The sequence below is a fragment of the Paenibacillus agricola genome, assembly GCF_011440305.1.
In the GTDB taxonomy this organism is placed as follows: Bacteria; Bacillota; Bacilli; order Paenibacillales; family NBRC-103111; genus Paenibacillus_S; species Paenibacillus_S agricola.
On the sequence record NZ_JAAOIW010000007.1, the window covers coordinates 134,988 to 152,753 of the forward strand.

12 protein-coding genes are annotated in these 17,766 nt (G+C 48.5%); 4 read left to right on the forward strand and 8 right to left on the reverse strand.

Annotated elements, in window-relative coordinates:
* Window positions 1-24: 24 nt before the first annotated feature.
* The 7 genes from G9U52_RS19735 to G9U52_RS19765 all read right to left on the reverse strand — a co-directional run bounded on the left by G9U52_RS19735 (window position 25) and on the right by G9U52_RS19765 (window position 10,323).
* Complete coding sequence (locus G9U52_RS19735) at window positions 25-1,122, reverse strand: TPM domain-containing protein (protein ID WP_166152361.1); 1,098 nt, start codon at window positions 1,120-1,122, stop codon at window positions 25-27.
* A gap of 204 nt (window positions 1,123-1,326) precedes the next feature.
* Window positions 1,327-2,145, reverse strand: coding sequence for a hydroxyethylthiazole kinase (gene thiM, locus G9U52_RS19740; protein ID WP_166152564.1), 819 nt, complete (start codon window positions 2,143-2,145; stop codon window positions 1,327-1,329).
* A gap of 146 nt (window positions 2,146-2,291) precedes the next feature.
* A complete protein-coding gene (locus tag G9U52_RS19745; RefSeq protein ID WP_166152362.1) occupies window positions 2,292-3,647 on the reverse strand; it encodes a DUF3999 family protein in 1,356 nt (451 codons plus the stop codon).
* Window positions 3,538-6,213 (reverse strand): DUF2339 domain-containing protein, encoded by a 2,676-nt coding sequence (locus G9U52_RS19750; RefSeq protein ID WP_166152363.1) that lies wholly within the window; start codon window positions 6,211-6,213, stop codon window positions 3,538-3,540. Before G9U52_RS19750 ends, G9U52_RS19745 begins: the two co-directional genes overlap by 110 nt.
* A 262-nt stretch (window positions 6,214-6,475) precedes the next feature.
* A complete protein-coding gene (locus G9U52_RS19755; RefSeq protein ID WP_207953085.1) occupies window positions 6,476-7,210 on the reverse strand; it encodes an SDR family NAD(P)-dependent oxidoreductase in 735 nt (244 codons plus the stop codon).
* A gap of 59 nt (window positions 7,211-7,269) precedes the next feature.
* The gene (locus G9U52_RS19760) at window positions 7,270-8,175 is read right to left on the reverse strand and encodes a DMT family transporter (RefSeq protein WP_166152365.1); all 906 of its coding nucleotides are present in this window, start codon (window positions 8,173-8,175) and stop codon (window positions 7,270-7,272) included.
* A gap of 120 nt (window positions 8,176-8,295) precedes the next feature.
* The gene (locus G9U52_RS19765) at window positions 8,296-10,323 is read right to left on the reverse strand and encodes a GTP-binding protein (protein WP_166152366.1); all 2,028 of its coding nucleotides are present in this window, start codon (window positions 10,321-10,323) and stop codon (window positions 8,296-8,298) included.
* A 140-nt stretch (window positions 10,324-10,463) separates the two neighbouring features.
* Here G9U52_RS19765 and G9U52_RS19770 point away from each other — a divergent pair, with 140 nt between their 5' ends.
* The gene (locus G9U52_RS19770; RefSeq protein WP_166152367.1) at window positions 10,464-11,279 is read left to right on the forward strand and encodes a DUF6492 family protein; all 816 of its coding nucleotides are present in this window, start codon (window positions 10,464-10,466) and stop codon (window positions 11,277-11,279) included.
* A gap of 316 nt (window positions 11,280-11,595) precedes the next feature.
* Window positions 11,596-13,068, forward strand: a complete 1,473-nt coding sequence (locus G9U52_RS19775; protein ID WP_166152368.1) for an alpha-amylase — start codon at window positions 11,596-11,598, stop codon at window positions 13,066-13,068.
* Between the two features lie 102 nt (window positions 13,069-13,170).
* Here the strand turns inward: G9U52_RS19775 and desA are convergent, their stop codons facing one another.
* Window positions 13,171-14,193 carry a Delta(5) desaturase DesA gene (desA, locus tag G9U52_RS19780; protein WP_166152369.1) on the reverse strand — a complete coding sequence of 341 codons (1,023 nt, stop codon included), beginning with the start codon at window positions 14,191-14,193 and terminating at the stop codon, window positions 13,171-13,173.
* Window positions 14,194-14,710: 517 nt separating this feature from the next.
* Between desA and gdhA the strand changes: the two genes are divergently transcribed.
* Window positions 14,711-16,096 (forward strand): NADP-specific glutamate dehydrogenase, encoded by a 1,386-nt coding sequence (gene gdhA, locus G9U52_RS19785; protein WP_166152565.1) that lies wholly within the window; start codon window positions 14,711-14,713, stop codon window positions 16,094-16,096.
* A gap of 223 nt (window positions 16,097-16,319) precedes the next feature.
* Window positions 16,320-17,765 (forward strand): spore germination protein, encoded by a 1,446-nt coding sequence (locus G9U52_RS19790; RefSeq protein WP_243767466.1) that lies wholly within the window; start codon window positions 16,320-16,322, stop codon window positions 17,763-17,765.
* The last annotated feature ends 1 nt before the right edge of the window (window position 17,766 follow it).

A 17,766-nucleotide genomic window follows, 5' to 3' on the forward strand; every position in this document is an offset into this window, starting at 1 on the left:
CCCCCGTCCCCTTTATCTATATATTTACAGCTGGGTCTCTCCCCCGCTCGTTAGATCGGCTCCAGCCATCTCTTGGTACAGTTCAACCCGTTGTGCAAAAATTTGCACCTCATTATACAAAGATTCCACTTCCTGTTGGTCCAACGCTTTGGACAGAAATGCAACCTGGTGCTGGTTGGTAGCTAGCTGCTCCCGCAATTGCCGAGAGTCCGCCTGAAGCTGCTTAACCACTTCGTCCACATCCGCTCTAGGCTCAACTGCCCAGCTGTTCATCTTCGATTCGGCATCCTTATGCAGCGCCTTCGCTTCTTCCAGGACCTTCCTGGTTCTTGAAAGCAGCATCGAACGCCTCACAATAAACACAATCATAAAGGCCAGAAGCAATATGGCAGCAATCGCGATCAGGGTACCCGACGATAACGGCTTGTACCCCGCAGAAGCTGCACCTGCTTCCGCAGGTACAGCATCCTGATCGCTTGAAGGCGCTAATGGTATCGGCACTCCATCCATAGGGACCGTTGGCGCAGGCACCAAAGGCGCCACCGGAAGCGGTGGTGTTGGTGCCTCTCCAGCTACCGGCGGTATTGCTGGCACGATTGGCGCTGTCGTCGCCCCTGATGGGCTTGAAGGCGTTGGTGGCGCAGCCGCAAGCGGTACCTTCAGTGCATTCATATAATTGCTTACAGCAATAATGCCCTCCACCGGGTTTCCTGAAGCGGCGAGTGGCTTGTAGTTGAGGTCGATAATACCTTGGTTGTTGCCGGCCTCGCTGCGAGATACGGCCTCGGCTACTTGCTCATTATCATAAACCAGCTGAACGGAGCTGGGGTCTGCTGCTACAAGTAGTAGGAGCTGGTGGCCCTTCAGCTTCCAGGTGTTGTAGGCTTCATTGCCTAACTGCTGGATCGCTTCCTCATTGAAGCCACGTGCCGTCAAAACAACCAGCTCATAGCTGGAGGCCTTCAAGCCTTCTTCGAGCTGCTTGGCTTGGGCAGCCGTGAACAACCCCGCTGGGTCGGTGACCGTCCCTGTCCTTTCAGGTACAGTGGCCGCATAAGCGTAAATGGACGAACTGAAAAAAAGCACGCATAGTATCCACACTAACGGTTGCCATTTTCTCATTCTATTCCCCTCCTGTAAGTTCGATCGGACCTTCACAAAATGCTCTAATCATAGTATTTACCACATACAGCGATTATCAAACAACTCCCGCATACCATCACTGGCACACGGGAGTTATTGGTTTTTAAAAGCTATCCGGTCCAGCCCTATAGGTATACTTCTATACATGGTATGCTTGCTCGCCAGCTAACTTGCTTGGTCTACCTATTCAATCCGGCTAAATTTAGCAGCCTGCTCCAGCATCTTGCCATCCGTACGGTGCAGGGCATCTATGAACTCGATTTGAAAAGCCCCCGGCCGATCCGCCCCCGTTACTTTAACTGCTTCTTCAGCCGCAACCCCATAATAGGCCAGGGCGGCTGCAGAAGCCAAAACCAAATCCTTTTCAACAGCGGCAAAAGCCCCAATGACTGAGCTTAGCAGGCAGCCTGTTCCGGTCACCTTCGTTAGTAATGGGGTACCGTTGCTAATTTTGTAGCTAATGGTTCCATCGCTCACGACATCATCCTTGCCGGTTACAACAACTACGCAGCCCAGCACACGTGCAGCCTGTACAGCTAAAGCTTGCTGCGATCCGGTTCCTCCCTCAATGGCTGCGGCATCCACACCCTTGATGGTGGAGGCTTCGCCAATCACATTAGCCACTTCCGCAGCATTGCCTCTGAGCACAGAGACACGCAGCTGCTTCATAATGAGCCGGGCGGTATCCGTTCGATATGGGGTAGCTCCCGCCCCAACCGGATCGAAGATAACTGGCACTTGATGGGCATTGGCCGATTTTCCTGCGAGGAGCATGCCTCGCACAATTTCTTCATCCAATGTGCCCATATTGAGCACAAGCGCCCCTGCGATTTGTGCCATATCGGCTACTTCCTCCTTGGCGTAAGCCATAACCGGAGAAGCACCGACGGCAAGCAAACCATTGGCTGTGAAATTCGTTACCACTACATTCGTTATATTATGCACTAGCGGATTGCCCGCTCTCACCTTGTCCAAAGCTGCTATAAGCTGATCGATCGTGATATTCAAAATCTGTGCGCCTCCTTTTGTAGCTGGGATAAAACCAGGATTTATGTATGATTTGTTAATCTTCCCTATTATTAAACCACACAATTCCTCCGGGAACCACTGCGAAAAAGTAAGTATGGCAGGAGCTTTCTTTTCATCAACTATCCCTTGGATCTACTTAGCTTAATCCCCAACAGTACAGCCAACAAGATGGAGACACCGATAATTATAATGTTAAACCATGTTTTCGTTTGAAACCAGGCCTGATTGGGAGGGGTGATGGAATCCGCTCCCGGTGACGCAGCTTGAAGCCCCAGCTTGGCTAGCGCTGGATTCTCCTGCTCAATCTGCTGCCGAAAGCTGCCGATATCATAGCTCGGTTTACCGGCCAAATTGTTGCCATACAGCAGCTGATAAATCCGCCCCTCCTCACGCTCGAAAACCAGCTTATCCACGAAATAATCTATTTTCATCCCTGTAAGATTAATAGGCGGGTTATCCTGATTGTTGATTGTAATCGTGAGCTGGGGCTGCGTCATCGGCAATGTCCCTATAATGGTGGTGTTTTGAAGCTGGACGTTTTTGAAGTCAAGGCGATATAGCTCACGCTTTCCATCGACCTGCACTTCTTTTGTATCCATGCCCTGCAATGTATACGAACGTGTAAAGCTTCCGCTGGCCGCAAGCTCTATTTTCGTAATACGCAGACGGTTATCGTTACGGATCGCGACCAAGGTCTGCCCGCCGCCACTTTCCTCTTTGATCTCATATGGCAATGTTACCGTCTTTGTCCATTCCTTCCATTTCGTTTCGCGGGTGTTATATATCAGCTGTAGCTCTGGAAACACCAGATTCTCAACGTTGTCCAGTACCTTGATCCGGTAATAGCTGAATTTCGCTACCTGGTCCAGTATCACGGTGCTTTTCTCCAGTTGGTCTGTACGGTATACATGCTCCTTCTTCAATAGCTCCCACCCATTGCCGTCGTAGCTCCCGTAGATTTCCAAATGCTTGAGAAAAGCTTGCGCTGGCAAGCTGAGCGCTATCTGATTTCCTTGAATATCCTTTGTTGCATCGATGGGTGTGATTCGGAAGTCAACCACTGTATCATTATTTTGTTTGATGGTATGAACCAAGGTGGACTTGTAGGTCCCCTGCTGCTCTGTTGCTTGGGCATAGCCGCTATCTACATAATAAGGGATGAAGCGTCCCTTATCGTCCATGATCCGCAGATCGCCAAGGTCTTCCTTGGCGCTTTTGTACACATCCTCGTCTAGAAACAACGAGTGGTACTTGCTATTGCCCTGCAGCTCGAGCGGCTTGGAATACCGCCATTCATTGCGGTTTGTTGCATCCGCAGCAAAGGCTGTACTGCCCACAAGCAAGCTTCCCAGAACCGCGACCGCGCTAATCCTTTGGATCAGGCTCCTTTGGATCAGGGATTTTGCCGGGCTGTCCTTCGGACCTTGGATCAGGCTCTTGACCAGTCTTTCTGCCAGGCGTTTGATTGGGAACATGGGGCACCTCCAGCTTACTCGAAACCTTTTGATACACATAAGAAATCCCTAAGAGCACCAGGCCGAAGCAGAAATAGCCGATGACCTTGCCTCCAGCCGGTAAGCTGCTCAGGTCATAAAAGACGAGCTTCGCCGTTGCGAACAAGGTCAGTCCGAGGCCCAGTCTGCGAATATAAATATACTTGTAACGGAAACCATACACGATATAACCAATAGCCAGCAGCAGGTACAGGAAGCTGAACAGCAGGCTAACCTCGCCTAGATGGAATTGGACATTCAAGAACACGGTAGCCACACCAAGTAGGTAAACCCCTAGGATGACAGGGTACATCTCCATCGTTGCATAGCTGCGGCGCATCACCTTCACGAGGACATCACGCCCGCTGAAAAACACGAGAACATTAAAGCCAATCAGCAAGGCCAATGCCACGTATTCGGCAGCGCCGTTTTCGGCATAATTACTTTGCAGCACGGGATGGGATACGGTAATCGATAAGCACATGATATACCCAACCACGTAAAGAAACCATGTATAATATTTGACCACTTGATCATACAGAACAGACACACGGCTAAGCGCATAAGCCAGCCCAATGGTAATCATCGCCGCCAGCATGACCTCATAAAACTCAAACTGGTAAAAGCTGCTCGGCACCCACCTGTCATAAAGCTTGTTGCTCTCAACTAACAGATAGACCCATAGATTGGCGAGCGTAAAATATTTGAAAGCCGCAATCGCTTTTTCTCCCAAAGGGTGCAACGCGTAGGGTGCGTTTTTGAGCTGCTCATTGCCTGCACCCCCGCCTGCCACTTTACCTGCAAACCATTTGTTCCCCCCTGCATAAAACAAGGTAACCAATAACATCCCAACCATAACCGAGCTATATTTGAGGTCAAAATAACTCCCTCTGGAAACCATAATTTCGATAACAGCGACATCCCATAAATAGAAGGCACCGAGGCATAAGAGGAAAATACCCCAGCCAGCCCGTTCCAGCTTTTTCAATTGGTTGTAGCGGCCGAATAGGATCAGCACGACACCCTCGACAAGCCAGCCCATCGACAACCATTTGACCCCAAGCTGGAAAGGGATCATCAAAATCGCGAACGTCAGCGAGGTCGCATAGAACAGCAGCATGGTTGCTTTTTCCTGCTTCATTGCTTTCTCGATAAATCGGCCTAAGCCGATGTACACCAGGCAGAATACGAGTGCCAATAAACCCATGTAATCCTGCAGCTCCGCCTTTACCATCAACCCATACAGCACGCCACAGCTCGTTAACGTATTCAAAGCCAGCAGGCATACGTCTGCGATCGACAGCTTCATTTTATATTGAAATGGATACGCCAGAGTAATCGCCACATACATCGCGAAGGTTAACACCGAGTAGAGCATGCCCATCGTTTCACTTGGCGCAAACAGCGACAGCAGCACGATAGAAGGCGCGTTAAGCACAAAGCTGATATAGCTGATTACTGTCCACCGCTGGCGGAAGGACACGAGTAGAATAACCAGGTTCAGTAGGAACAAGTAACCCATAGCTACATAAATCGCATTGCCTTGCAGGCCAAATGCACTTCCATAAGAGGCTAGCGGCAAATACCCGCCAATGAGGCCAAGCGCACATACCGTTCGTGACTGATAACGCAGCGATAAGAGCACTGCCGTTGCCGAGACCAGTACGGATAAGGTTAAACCAACATAAAGATCAATAATTTCGAGTAAAAAATAACTATAAAAAATCGACCCGTACAGAATCGAAATCCCGCCACCGAGCAGACCGAGGGCAAACGTTTGCTTTTGCTTGCGGAACAGCCATTCGCCTCCTGCCAGCATCAAAGCTCCCAACAGGAAAAACAGGCTGCCCTTCGCATAATCGTTAAACCAGGTCGAATACGAATAACGGAAGGCAGCGCCTACCCCGAGGATGATCAGCAGGATACCCAGCTTATTGATCCAGTTCAGGCCGATTTTCATTTCCATCTGGTTCTGCTTCATTCGTTTTTGCAGTACCTCTTCGCTAACATCCTCAGCCGCGAGCTGCTCCAGCCCGCCTTTGGCTTCAAGCCGCTGCTTTTTTTCTTCCTCCGCAAGCCGTGCACGATGGGTGAGGATTTGCTGGTTAAGCTCTATGGAGACCTGCTCCAGCTTGGTCAGGATCTCCTGCTTTTCTTCACCTAGCTGGGATGCGGCAAGCCGCATCAATTGCTCCAGCTTCTTCTTTGTCTCATTCTCAAAAGCGGTCAGCCGGTTCGTATGCCCTTGGTCCGCCGCCGCGAAGTAAGTGCCCAGCTTCTCACCCGATATTTTAATAATGTTCAGCTTTTCATCCATAATTTGCTCGCCCAAGGAAACCCGAAGCTTGGCATTTTCTTCGTCCTTCAGCGTGTACTTTTGCTGCAGCTCGGCCAGACGGAGCTTGTAATCCTCGTATTGCTGACGAAGCGTCTGGTTCTCATTAATCAAATCATGAGATTCATATTCATTGATGAGGAGCTGATACTCCTTCATCAGCGTTGCTTGGTTGTCCTTGATGGACACCAGCCGATCTTTAAATTCTTTCATGAATTCCCCTCCGTCCTTGAGTCTCTCCATTGATTCCCATTTTACTACAGCATGTAAATTAAAAAAGTACTATATTGTTATAGTACCTAGTAGTCCTATGTATTTCTATGTACATGTTTATGTGATTATGGACCTACTTTCCCCGCTACTACCCTTACCCATTTTTTGGGAGTATTAACCAGCCAATATCCTGTCCATGCAAAAAAAAACCTTGAAGGCAGGATGCCGATCAAGGTTGCTAATCCACTATAGGCAGCTGCACTTATATGTACATGCCGCCGTCGACCCTAATAATCTCACCCGTGACAAAATGGGAGTGGGCAATAACGGCATAAACCACATCGGCCACATCCTCAGGAGTTGCAACTCGCCCTAACGGCGTTCCCGCAGCCAATCGTGCCACATGGTCTTCCTGGCCCTCGATCCAACGAGTATCGACAATGCCTGGAGCGATACTGTTTACACGAACCTCAGGCGCCATTACCCGTGCCAGCGACTTGGTCACGCTAATCGCAGCCGCTTTCGATGCCGCATAAGCGATAGAGCTTCCTAAGCCTGTCAAGCCGGCCACTGAAGTAATATTGATCATGCAGCCTCTTTGCTTCTTCAGCTCGGCCGATGCAGCACGGGCGCAGAAAAACAAGCCTTTCACATTAACATCCATAACACGATCCCAATATTGCTCCGTCAAGCCTTCCAAATCGGCATGGTCGACGAAATCAGTGACACCAGCATTATTAACCAATATATCCAATCTGCCAAAAGCATCGATCGTTGCTTGCACCATTTGCCTCACTTGGGCATCATCAGCCACAGAACCTTGGAACAATAAGCATTGTACGCCCAAAGCCTCGATTTCCTGCTGGGTTTCACGGGCTTCCTTTTCCGACTTGGTATAATTAATGGTAAGATGGACGCCCTCTTGGGCTAATCGGAGCGCTACCGCTTTGCCTATGCCTGTCGCAGAACCTGTTACTAATGCTACTTTACCCTTCATCTTCATTACCTCCTTTTTGGTCTCAACACCCTTATAACGATATCCGGTCGGATCCGCTTTTATTTAAGCCCGCTGCTGCTGCTCATTCTACCGATATCATCGATCCTGGCTCTCCGCTGGAGAGTTGCCAGCACAACCCCGCCCACGATAAGCAATGATCCGATCATTTGAGTACCTGTAACCGCAGTACCGAGAAGCAAGAAACCGACCATCATCGCTACAAAAGGCTGCAAATTCAAAAATATCGCCGCTTTCCCTGCGCCAACCCGCTGTAGCTGTACATTCCAGATCACCGAGCACAAGCCCTGCATAACAATACCAGACGCAAACAACAACACCCATGCCCATACATGGGGGCTAACTTGCGTAAGCGGTTCCTTGATGATCGCTACCGGGACCATTAATCCCGAGCCAAGCACCGTTGAATATAACGTAGCACTGAAGGCGTCAATCCGCTCCGTCAGCTTCCGCATAATAATGACAGAGATTGCAAAAGTAAACATTGCCATAAAAATATACAGGATGCCTATGGAAATATGAATGCCACCGGATTTGCCCACTACGAAAAAAACGCCTGTAATCGCTACGACCGAACCTAGTACCATTTGGATGGAGAAGGTTTCTTTCAAAAACACCCTTGCCAACAAAGCAATGGTCAAGGGGGCCAGCGACAAAATCAACGCGGCTGTAGTGGCATCAACCGTTTGTAGCCCTGTGAAAAACGAAGCTTGGTTCAGCAGCGTTCCAAAAATCGCCAGCGGAACCAGTAGCCACCAGTCCCGCTTGGAAAGCCTGCCTAATTTACGGGTAACCCACGCATAGCTGAGCAGGCATAGGGACGTTGCCGTTAATCGAAAAGCCGAAAGCAATAACGGCGCGAACTCATGCACGAGCATCGAGCCGAACACGAAATTGCTGCCCCAACAGCATACGCAAAATAACAATAGCAAGTAAGACCGTACCATAAATCCGCCTCGTTCCTTCATTTCAAAAATGCCGGGAATAATAACTGGAATCCAGTTAACCGGTTATGTTGAAGCCAGTCATACTGACGCATCGGTTGTGATCCTTAATTGATATACCTATTATAGTTGTGTAAGCGCATTACGAACAGCAAGAATATATTTCGACTGGTCCAGCGGGTTAACCCCTCTGCGCGTCCGCTCCATAGCAACCTCCGGGGGAGCATCCTGGTAACCTGCGAACCATGCGGTTAAAGTCCCCCTGCCTTTGGTCAGGGAGCCAAGGCGGGATGGAAAATCAAGCGAGGTCGCTACTGGAAGCATCCCCTCGATATCCATCCGTCCGTTGCGTAGCGCCGGCGTATCGAAATTCCCGCGCATCATAACGAGCTCGTTCATCAGCTTGCCCCCGAACTCCTCCGGTGTGGACAGCCGGAACCGCAGCAGCGGCTCCAGCAGCTTGGTGCCCGTACGTGCCAACCCGTCCATTACACCCATCGGTGTCGCAATGACGAAGTCCAGCGGATGGGTATGCCAGACGTGGTGCTCGCCTTCGATCAGCGTGACTCGCAAATCGGTAACCTCCCAGCCACGCAAGCCATACTGGAGCGCCATCGGTACCCGCCGGGCCACTTCGTTCTGGTAGCTTTCCAGCAGATGCTCATTCCTGACGGATGAGCTATATTGCAAGCCGCTGCCCTGTTCACCCGGCTCAATCAGGAACCTCAAGATCGCCCAGCAGGGCTTGGGCATCGTATAGGCTATATACCCTTCTCCCCTCCTTATGGGCGTTTCTTTGTAAATGACCGAAGGCGCGCCCAGCGATGCCTCAAGCCCGAAGCGGCGCTTAAGGACATCGGTAATGATCTCCATCTGGATCCGCCCCATAACCTTCAGATGCAGCTCACGCTCCTCCTGCAGCCATTGCAGGTCCAACAGCGGATCTTCATCCGCCAGCTCCTGCAGTGCGGCTACCACCGCCGGATATTCGGCATCGTTGCGCCAATGAACCTGGACGGTCAGCAACGGAATAGCCAGCCGCTTCTCACCTGGCACCCCGGCTGGAGAGCCGACAATATCGCCGATCCTGGCGCGGCTCCAGCCGTACACAGCGGCAATATCACCGGCGCCAAGCAGCCCGGTATCTACCACCTTCTGACCCTCCACATGGCGGATCTGTGTGACCTTCTCCTCCAAACCACGGGTATAGTTAAGAATCGTAGCCCGATTCTGGATCACGCCGTCGTAGAGCCGCACGTAGGCGATCCGCCCCATCGCCACATCCTTCTCCAGCTTAAAGACGACGCCGGCAACGGCAACGTCCCTCCTGCCTGTTGGTGCGGGCAGCAGCCCGACCATCGCGTCCATCAGCTGTTGGACGCCAATGCCGCGATTGGATGCGCCGAATAGCACAGGATAACAGGCCGCTTGCTTGACCGCAGCAGCAATGACGGGAGCGAGCTCCGCTGTCGTGATATCCTCTTGCTCCAAATATTGCAGCATCAGCCTATCATCCCGCTCTGCGGCCGCCTCGACCAGCATGGTGCGGTAAGGCTCTGCCCATGCCTCGTAGGCATGGATGTCAGGGTTGGCTTTGCAGCCACCCCCGACATCCGCCGGCAGCAAATCCACCGCGCCAACAAAGCTGTCCTCAACGCCATTTGGTGCTTGGATTGGCACCGCGCCCGCAGACAGCAGCTGGCGGATTTGCTCCAGGACCACCATGGGTGCAGCACCAACCCGATCCATTTTATTGATATAAAGAATCGTTGGGATCTGAAGCTCGTGCAACGCCTGCCAAATCACCTCCGTCTGCGACTGCACGCCCTCCACAGCGGAAATAATCAACACCGCGCCATCCATAACGCGCAAGCACCGCTCCACCTCCGACAAAAAATCGACATGTCCAGGCGTATCCACCAGATTAATCGTAACTCCTTGCCAAGGAAAGCGTGTGACCGACGCTTTTACTGAAATGCCCCGCTCCCGCTCCACATCCAGCGAATCCGTTTGCGCCGTGCCTGTATCTACGCTACCCAGCGCACGAATACTGCCGCTTTTATATAAAATTTGCTCCGTCGTTGTTGTTTTCCCGGCATCAACGTGGGCAAATATCCCGATATTACGCAAGCTTGCTTGTTCTTCCAACATGGTTGCTTTGCTCCTTACTTAACTGGCTATATCTGTATTTTAACCCAATTGAGGCTGTACCGTATAGCTTACCACGCACACTTAGTCCTGTTCCCGCATATGTTTAATCCATAATCCACTTGCCAATGGAGTTGAAGCCAATGCCGAGCCATACCACGACCAAGCGGCAAAGCCGCACCGCCATCGATGTGCTCATCCCTGCGATTGATAAGGATTTAACAACACTGCCGTTGGTTATAGATAGTGTAAGAAAGTTCGTGAGGCACCCCATTGGACAAATCCTTATCGTGGCTCCCAATAGCCCTAGAATCAAAAGCCTCTGCGTGCGTAAAAATTGCCGCTTTATTAACGAAAATACGGTGCTACCGATAACCAAAGCCCATATCCATTACAGCTCGAAGAAATGGGACCGTTCCGGCTGGCTGTTTCAGCAGCTATTGAAGATGGGCGGCAGCAAGTTCATCTCCAAGAAATTTTATCTGGTCATTGACGCAGACACCGTGCTCATTCGCCCACATCGCTTTAGGTCTGGAAACAAGCAAATATTTTATTGCCGCAATTGGAGCCAGCCTGAATATTTCACCACCTACCGTAAGCTGCTCGGCACCAAAGCACCAAGGCCCTCATCGTTCGTTACCCATTATATGCTGTTCGAGAAATCCAAGCTGTCCAAACTGAAAAAGAAAATCGCCTCTAAGCACGGCACAAGCTGGCATTCCGCCATCATACGCAAGATTAATAAAACCAAGCAATTCGCTTTCTCTGAGTACGAGACTTACGGAAACTTCCTCTACGCCAAAAACCCGAAACGCGTTATTCTTAAGAAGGCATTAAACAAAAGCTTGAGCATGAATGCCCGTGGCCTACCCAAGTCCAAGGTTGCCAAGCTGGCGAGGAAATACCGCTCACTTTCCTTCCATAAACGCAAATGTTATGTACGAAAAGCGAAAAAATAACGCAGCAACCGAAAACAAACAACCTTCCATGCGAAGCCATAGACTGACGAAAGCGCTTTTTTCAAAGTCGCTATTATCAGGCCAGGGTACATTCTACGCGCTGGAAGGTTGTTTGTTTATTTTTATCGTTATTGATTATGTATCCATTGAATGCTATTTGCATGGAAGAGCACCTGCTTTCAATTTAATTAGGCCTATAATAACATAATTTACCATCAATATTTATGTCATTCTTTTTTTGAAAGATCATGTTTATGCAAACATAGCAATGGGTAATCTCTTAATGGATCAAAATGTCACAAGGGGGCCAAGCGTCATGGAACGAAATCATACAATGATACAATTTTTTGAATGGCATTTGCAATCCGATGGAAACCATTGGAAAAACCTTGCCAAGATGGCTCCGGAACTAAAGGAAAGAGGTATTGATTCGGTGTGGATTCCACCAGTAACCAAAGGCCAATCGGCTGATGATACTGGTTATAGTGTATATGATCTTTACGATCTAGGTGAGTTTGACCAAAAAGGAACCGTCCGTACGAAATATGGACTTAAGGAAGATTTGCTCGTTGCGATCAAAGCGTGCCAAGAGCATGGCGTGGCGGTCTATGTCGATCTCGTCATGAACCATAAAGCGGGAGCTGATGAAAAAGAGGTCTTCAAAGTCATTGAAGTCGAGGAAGAAAATCGGAACAAGGAAATTTCCAAGCCGTTTGATATTGAAGGCTGGACCAAATTTACTTTTCCTGGACGTGGCGATAAATATTCAGATTTCAAATGGAACTTCGAGCATTTTAACGGCACGGACTATGATGCCAAAGCAGATAAAACCAGTATATATCGGATATTAGGCGAGAATAAAAAATGGAATGAGCACGTCGACGATGCCTATGGTAATTACGATTACTTGATGTTTGCCAATATCGACTATAGCCATGCCAAGGTGAAGGAAGAAATGATCCGTTGGGGCAAATGGCTGGCTGAAACGCTGCAATGTAACGGCTTCCGCTTGGATGCCATTAAGCATATCAACCATGAGTTTGTGAAGGATTTTGTTACAGAAGTCGTCAAAGAGCGTGGCGAGGATTTCTATGTAGTTGGCGAGTTCTGGAATTCCAAACCTGGCGCCTGCCAAGAGTTTCTGGAATCAGTTGAGGGCAAGCTCTCTTTATTTGACGTGTGCCTCCACTATAATTTTATGGAAGCAGCACAAGCCGGCAAAAAATTTGACCTTACGACGATTTTTAATGATTCCTTAGTTGCCACGCATCCTCTCAATGCCGTAACCTTTGTTGATAACCACGACTCCCAGCCTGGCCAATCGTTAGAATCCTGGGTCGGTGACTGGTTTAAGCAAAGCGCTTATTCGTTGATCCTGCTTCGCCAGGATGGTTATCCTTGCGTATTTTATGGCGATTATTATGGCATAGGTGGCGAGCATTCCATTGAAGGAAAGAAAGCAGCCATCGATCCCCTCCTCTATGCCCGGTACCATAAGGCCTACGGGGAGCAAGAGGACTACTTCGACCATCCGAATACGATTGGTTGGGTTCGCCGCGGCGTCGACGACATAGAGCGCTCCGGATGCGCAGTAGTGATTGCTAATGGCGATGATGGGGAAAAACGGATGCATGTCGGTGAGCACCATGCCGGAGAGGTATGGGTGGATTTCACCAACACCCGTGATGATAAGATCACCATCGAAGAGGATGGCTTCGCCACCTTCCCAGCCAAAGGCGGAAGTGTATCCGTATGGGCTCTGCCTGACCCTCAGCCTGAGGGTCAATAGCTTGAATTCGTTATCGGTAAGCTGAAATATAAACAAAACAGCCTCCGGGTCCACGGTTACGTGGAGCTGGAGGCTGTTTTTTCTGATCCAACAAAGACTGCTTTACATTTCTTCTGCCACTTTACGGTTAACTGCCAAATGCTTAATATCCTTAAACCCGATAAACCGCTTGTTTTGGTCATCCCAGATACGAAAACGGAGCAATTGAATGCTTGAGCGGATCGTGATGGTTTCTACATCCCGCAGGACGGGATTAGCATTATGGACATTCTCAAGGTAATAGTTGGGCACACGCGGGCTCAAATGGTGGATATGGTGGAACCCGATATTGCCGGTGATCCAGTGAAGCACTCTCGGAAGATTGTAAAACGAGCTGCCCTGCATAGCCGCTTTCACATATTCCCATTTCTCATTGTTCTCAAAGTAGGTCTCCTCGAACTGATGCTGCACGTAGAACATCCAAATACCAGCTGTGCCCGAGATTAAAAAAATCGGAACCTGGATGAGGAGAAACGTTTCCCAGCCTAGCGTCCAGGAAAGCAATGCTGCTGAGCCGAAGATGCCCAGGTTAGTGATATAGGTGTTAATCCGCTCTTTCATGGCAATGTTTCTGCGATTAAAGCGGTAATCAATTAGAAATATGTAGATCGGCCCGATAACGAGGATCGTAAACGGATTTCGGTAAATCCGGTAAACCAAACGGCGCAGCATCGATGAAGCCAAATACTCATCCAAGGTGAGCGTCCAGATGTCCCCGGTACCCCGTTTATCCAGGTTACCGCTAGTTGCGTGGTGTACCGAATGCGTGTGTCTCCATTGGCGGAAAGGAACGCAGGTCAAAATGCCGGTGAACGTGCCTACGATTTCGTTGGCGATTTTATTTTTGAAAAATGATTTATGGCAGCAATCGTGGAAGATAATAAAAGTACGTACCAGAAAACCTCCAGCCACAATAGTCAAGGGAAGAGTAATCCAATAAGAAACCGATAAACTTAAATAAGCAACGTACCATAACGCAAAAAATGGAACAATCGTGTTAATAATTTGCCACACACTATGCTTCATATGTGGTCTTTCGTAGGGTGCAATATCTTTGCGCCAGCTGCTTTGTTCCTTTTGCGACATTCTAATAAATCTTCCTCTCTTGATCCATTCTGGACACAGAAGTATCCACTCCGTATACGCTAAAAACTTCAAAAGGTTGCAGGGAAAAATAAAGAATTAATGAATAACATACGGGGTTGTGTGCAAAAAACAAACTCAAATGATAACGGTTATCATTCACAAAAAATTATAAATGTTTTCCTGAGGAATTGCAACGCTTTGGAGCGGTTTTCCTAGATCTTGTATATTGTTCCTATGGATATAGGAGGACTTTACTAGCACCTTTTTCGTTTATTTTATGCGGGTTTTCAGAATTATTATTCATGGCGATGTACGATTGGCCTAAAAATATTCATTTTTTATTGTGTTTCATGCACAATATTAACACTACATGTAAATAATTGTTGCCGCAAACCGCTAATTATGTAAAAATGATAAGATGAACGGTGTAATAACAGCAGACGGAAAACACTTCAACATAATTCCTGAATGATTTCAAAATTACTTCAATGAAGGTGGTAGAATTTTAGTGAACACTATGAATTCCACGGTCGAAGCCGAGTTAAATGAAGCAGAGATACTAGCAAGAAATTATGTACAAAAAGTATTTGAATCGGTAATCAAGCGCAATCCTTTTGAAAACGAGTTTCATCAAGCTGTCAAAGAAATTCTCGATTCCTTAGTTCCTGTCATGGCTAAGCATCCCAAATATATGAAAAATGGCATCCTTGAGCGCATCGTCGAGCCGGAGCGGATGGTCTCCTTCCGTGTACCTTGGGTAGATGACCAAGGGAAAGTACAGGTCAACCGCGGATTCCGCGTTCAATTCAACAGTGCGATCGGACCTTACAAGGGGGGACTACGGTTCCATCCTTCGGTTAATGCCAGTATTATTAAATTTCTGGGCTTCGAACAAACGTTGAAAAACTCGCTTACCGGACAGCCCATTGGCGGCGGTAAAGGCGGATCGGATTTTGACCCGAAAGGAAAGTCCGATGGCGAAGTCATGCGCTTTACCCAGAGCTTTATGACGGAATTGTATAAATATATCGGACCTGACTCTGACGTCCCTGCTGGTGATATCGGTGTAGGCGCAAGAGAAATTGGCTTTATGTTCGGGCAATACAAAAAGCTCCATGGCGGCCATCCGTCCGGGGTGCTGACAGGTAAAGGCCTTCTTTATGGCGGCAGCTTGGTGCGTACGGAAGCTACCGGCTATGGAGCTGTTTATTTTGTGAATGAAATGCTGAAATCCAAAGGATTAAGCTTTGAAGGAAGCACCGTCGTCGTGTCCGGCTCCGGCAACGTAGCGATCTATGCGATCCAAAAGGCTGCCCAACTGGGTGCTACGGTCGTCGCCTGCAGCGATTCCAACGGCTATATTTACGATAAAGACGGGATTAAGCTGGAAACTGTGCAAAGATTAAAGGAAGTCGAAAGAAGCCGGATTTCCGAATACGTGAAGGAGCATCCAGGTGCCATTTATATCGAGGGCTGTGAGAACATTTGGTCCATCGCCTGCGATATCGCCCTTCCTTGCGCTACGCAAAATGAAATTGATGAGGCAGCGGCGCATACCTTGGTCTTAAACGGGGTTAAAGCGGTCGGCGAGGGTGCCAATATGCCTTCCTCGTTGGAAGCGATCGATGTATTTTTGAAAAATGATGTGTTATTCGGACCTGCGAAAGCCGCCAATGCTGGTGGCGTAGCGGTATCAGCACTTGAAATGGCACAAAACAGCATGAGATATTCTTGGACCTTCCACGAAGTGGACGACAAGCTCCATGTGATCATGAAAAATATTTACCGAAATTCTGTCGAAGCTGCCGAGGAATATGGACATCCTGGCAACCTCGTCGTTGGCGCTAATATCGCCGGATTCATTAAAGTTGCCGACTCCATGCTTGCCCACGGTATCATTTAATCTGCTAGTTATATAATGAGTTCGCTTCTAACGTAAAGCCCCTTCCAACGTAATGTTGGAAGGGGCTTTTTTACCTTTGGTCGTATCATCTTTTTACCACTTTGGATGCATAAATCGATAGAGGATAGAGCACAATAACGCGAATCAAGATTAACTTTTGCGAATTTGGGTGATTGCCATCAAGCCTATTAAACCTCATAAACCTGAACGACCTGTCGATAGCTTGTCTAATCCCTCCAACCCATCTGAACCGCTATCGTTAGATGCACTTAAGCATGCACTCGCCAATATGCATGATGCGGAAATAATCGAACTTCCAACTATTACAGGCGAAAAGCTCGCCCTAATCTACCTTAAAACACTTATCGACCTGGAACGTCTAAATGAAGTGATTATCGAGCCGCTGGACTGTTATCCCCAGGAAACGATACATAATTGCATAGCTGCTGCCAAGATTTCCAAATTGTCGACTTTGGCGGAGGCCCAACAGCAAATTTTTCAAGGGTCGGTGGTGATCCATGACTGTTCATCCGGCTTATGGTGGGCTGTTCCTTTACAGTCTCAAGTAAGCCGCTCGATCCAGCCATCTGAGACAGAGACCATATTATTCGGACCCCTAGATAGCTTCACTGAACAAATAGACATCAATATTACACTAATTCGCAGGAGATTGCCTATAGCTGCCCTAAAATCGGAAGCTTTCACGGTCGGCTATTTAACTCAAACTACCGTTGTCCTCATGTACATAGATGGCTTGACCAATCCGGAGCTTGTATCCGTTGCGAGAAGCAAGTTAGCCTCCATAAATTTTGATATGTTCCTGGATTCCTCCCACGTAGCCGCCTTTATGGAGGACCACAATAATAGTATTTTTCCACAGTTTTTGCAGACCGACAGGCCTGATTCTTGTGCCTATTCTTTGGGGCTGGGCAAGCTTGTAGTACTAGTGAATAACACACCCTTTACGTTGGTCGCTCCTGTGACTTTATTTCATCTATTCCAGTCTCCAGAGGATTATATCAATCGTTGGTTGATTGCCAGTCTATTACGCTGCCTCCGCTACATCGGCTTTTTTATCTCTATTACTTTGATCCCACTTTATGTGGCTTTAACGACACACCATTACCAGATCATTCCGTTGCCCATTCTTTTTGTCATTCTAGAATCGAGAAGCAAAATGCCTTTTACTCCTTTCTGGGAAGCCTTCCTGATGGTAGCTACGCTTGAAATCATCAAAGAAGCCAGTCTGCGCATGCCTACCAAGACAAGCCAAACGTTAGGGGTGATTGGCGGTATCGTAATTGGACAAGCAGCGGTTGAAGCAGGATTTGCCAGCAAGGTGCTAATTGTTTTGATTGGAATTTCAGCGGTTGCTTCATTCTTGGTGCCTAATTATTTGGTGACTAAATCCAGCCTATTACTTCAGTTGGTGTTCCTAGTATGCTCGACTTTGCTAGGCATTCCCGGCATCATGCTGGGTATGATTGCTGTTCTGGCGCATCTGAATAGCTTGACTTCCCTAAATCAACCTTACCTGGCACCCCTGGCACCCTTCTACTGGAAGGATTGGGTCGATCTGTTCATCCGAGGTCCATTGCCCACTATGAAGGTCCGTCCTGAATACTTGCATCCCCTGAACAAATGGCGAACCCAAAAAAGGAGAAAATAAA

What these genes read in the sequence shown, in the direction of transcription:
- G9U52_RS19770 (WP_166152367.1), top strand. Translation starts at nt 10,464, where the DNA reads ATGCCGAGCCATACCACGACCAAGCGGCAAAGCCGCACCGCCATCGAT.
- G9U52_RS19750 (WP_166152363.1), bottom strand. Translation starts at nt 6,213, where the DNA reads ATGAAAGAATTTAAAGATCGGCTGGTGTCCATCAAGGACAACCAAGCA.
- G9U52_RS19745 (WP_166152362.1), bottom strand. Translation starts at nt 3,647, where the DNA reads ATGTTCCCAATCAAACGCCTGGCAGAAAGACTGGTCAAGAGCCTGATC.
- desA (WP_166152369.1), bottom strand. Translation starts at nt 14,193, where the DNA reads ATGTCGCAAAAGGAACAAAGCAGCTGGCGCAAAGATATTGCACCCTAC.
- G9U52_RS19760 (WP_166152365.1), bottom strand. Translation starts at nt 8,175, where the DNA reads ATGGTACGGTCTTACTTGCTATTGTTATTTTGCGTATGCTGTTGGGGC.
- G9U52_RS19765 (WP_166152366.1), bottom strand. Translation starts at nt 10,323, where the DNA reads ATGTTGGAAGAACAAGCAAGCTTGCGTAATATCGGGATATTTGCCCAC.
- G9U52_RS19755 (WP_207953085.1), bottom strand. Translation starts at nt 7,210, where the DNA reads ATGAAGGGTAAAGTAGCATTAGTAACAGGTTCTGCGACAGGCATAGGC.
- G9U52_RS19775 (WP_166152368.1), top strand. Translation starts at nt 11,596, where the DNA reads ATGGAACGAAATCATACAATGATACAATTTTTTGAATGGCATTTGCAA.
- gdhA (WP_166152565.1), top strand. Translation starts at nt 14,711, where the DNA reads ATGAATTCCACGGTCGAAGCCGAGTTAAATGAAGCAGAGATACTAGCA.
- G9U52_RS19735 (WP_166152361.1), bottom strand. Translation starts at nt 1,122, where the DNA reads ATGAGAAAATGGCAACCGTTAGTGTGGATACTATGCGTGCTTTTTTTC.